The sequence below is a fragment of the Mesorhizobium sp. M7A.F.Ca.US.005.03.2.1 genome (assembly GCF_003997795.1).
In the GTDB taxonomy this organism is placed as follows: Bacteria; Pseudomonadota; Alphaproteobacteria; order Rhizobiales; family Rhizobiaceae; genus Mesorhizobium; species Mesorhizobium ciceri.
In genome coordinates, this window is record NZ_RZRP01000942.1 from 1 (window position 1) to 2,264 (window position 2,264).

General features: G+C 67.7%; 1 protein-coding gene and 1 pseudogene. Both read right to left on the reverse strand.

Annotated features, from left to right (window positions below):
* Positions 1 to 851 (reverse strand): annotated as a pseudogene (locus tag EN991_RS32920) (flagellar hook-length control protein FliK); the annotation flags it as partial.
* Positions 848 to 2,264 (reverse strand): chemotaxis protein MotC (locus EN991_RS32925; RefSeq protein ID WP_348630515.1); only part of this gene is annotated, 1,417 nt, incomplete at its 5' end. The gene EN991_RS32925 and the pseudogene EN991_RS32920, both read right to left, overlap by 4 nt.

A 2,264-nucleotide genomic window follows, 5' to 3' on the forward strand; every position in this document is an offset into this window, starting at 1 on the left:
ACATTGAGGGCCGCCTGGCTGATGGGACCCTGCGGCGGCGCGGGGAAGCTCCGTTCCGACACCACGTCGATGCGCGCGGCGGACAGGGACTGTTTTCCGGCTTCGGGACGCATCGAGGACCGCACATCCTCGATGCTCCTCATCGCATTCGTGGTGGGCTTCGACGGCACGCCGGGCACATCGGCAGCCGGCGCGTCCGACAGCTTCTGGGCCGCCGCTGTGACGTCGCGTTTTGGCGCGCTGGAGGCAGCGCTCGGCGACTGACCGTCAAGCGCCGTCAAAGGTCCGTCGACGGTCGACGCCTGCTCCGGCTTCGACACGGTTTCGAGTGCTTCGCGTCCGCCCGACGATTTTGAGCGGTAGGTCTTTGGCAGTGCAGCCTGTCCGCCGAGCGCCGGGTCCGACGGATTCTCGCCGGTGGCCGCATTGCCCCCCGCTGCCTTGGCCGCTGTCGAGAAATGCCGCAGGTCATGAAACGCGATCAGCAGCGGCAGGTCGTCCTGAAGCGGCGCGGTATCCGACGCCGTCTGTTCGGCGTCGGCCTTGTGCGCCTTTGCTTCCAATTCGTCCTTGCCGGTTTTCACGCTTGCGCCTTTGGCCGAGGTGGTCCTTCCGGGCTCGGCCGATGCCGGTTCGGCCTTGGCGCCATGCCCGGCGAGGCCGGCAGCGAGCTTGCTCCAGCGCCGGTCGCGCGATCCCGCCTCTGTCGACGCCTGCCGTTCCGGGCGGGCATCGTCGCGCAGCATTTTGCCGAAGCCGGCGTCATCGTTTCTGCCGTTCGCGGCCGGCTGCTCCGACGTCGCGCGCGTGGAGGCAAATCCTGGCAAGGCCGAGCCGAGGCTGGTGGTCATTTAGGGGCGGCTCCAAGCATCTGGTCGATCAGGTCGAGCTGTCGACGTGTTCTGGTCATGGCGGCGTCGGTCGGATCGGCGGGTTCTGGACCGGCGGCGGGTGAAGGTGCCGACGCCGGCACGACGGTCGCAGGCTCGGCGGATGTGGCTGCAACTGCCGCCGTGTCCGGCGCATTGGCGGCCGATCCGCCGGAGGCCGCGGTGGCGGCGGGTTGCTCCGAGATGGCGCCTTCGACCGGTGGCAAGCCACTGTCATCGGCGTTTTGCGGCGTGGCGATCTCGGGAGCCGGAGGTTGCTCGGCCGCGACAGGGGCAGGCTTTTCCGCCGGAAGGGCGGTGGGCGGCGCGACGACCTCGCCGGCAATGGCCTGAGCGGCGTCGAGCAAGGCGCGGTCGCCCTCCGACAGCCGGCTGCGATCGATCTTGCCGAGCTTGGCACGAATGTCCTCGATTGTGCCCGAGGTGACGGTGGAAAGGCTGGCATAGAGCAGGGCGCGTGGATCGTCCTGATTGGTGTTGCCGTCACGGCCCTGCTCGGCCCGCGCCGAAGCGAAGGCCGAAAGGTCGTTCAGGCCGTCTATCGCGGCACGGCGGGCGATGCGCAGATAGATCACCTTCTCGCGCTCGGGATCCATCATCGAGGTGATGTCGCCCAGCTTGTCCTGGCTGATCGACATGTGCAGCGCGATGACGCCGGAGACAAAGGAGTCCGCGAACTGGCTGGCATAGGGCGAATAGAGGTAGCGCTCGACATACTGGGTGGAAGCAAGGGCGAAACGTGCCGCGTCGCCTTGCGCGACTGCAAGGCCGACCGAACGGCGAAGTGCCGCTTCCTCGACCAGCGTGCCGGGGCTGAGCAATCTTGCCTCGTCGAGCAGACCGAGTGCGGTCGCCGGTTGATCGCCGGCAAGCAGCGAGCCTTTGACCAAAGCGAGGAAGGCGCCGAGATCCGGAGGCAGCGCCATGGGATCGATCGGCCTCAAGGCTTCGATAGCCTTGCCGGGCCTGCCGTTGAGGTACTCAATCACGCCTTTTGCGATGGCAAGGCTTTGCGGGTCCGCCGTAGCGCGCGACGTGGCCGCTTCGACGGTCACCGGGTTGCCGCCGCTCATGCCGTAGACAAGCAGGGCCCGAAAATTCTTGGGATCCTTGTAGTCCTCGGCATTCGCCGCGCGCAGGCGCGCATCCGTCATCTCGAGCAGCTTGGCCTGCATCGGCAGGGCGGCATGATCGCCGGCGGCTATGCGGTCCTGGATGAGCTGCAGCGAGCGCACCAGCTGATACGGCTGCAGGGCCTCCTGGGCGAAACCAGTGGACGGGTGTCCGCCGGCCAGCAGCAACAGGCCAATCAACCGGCGGGTGACGGCCGCTCGCTTCATCCGCCGGTCGCCATCAGGATCTCGATGCGGCGGG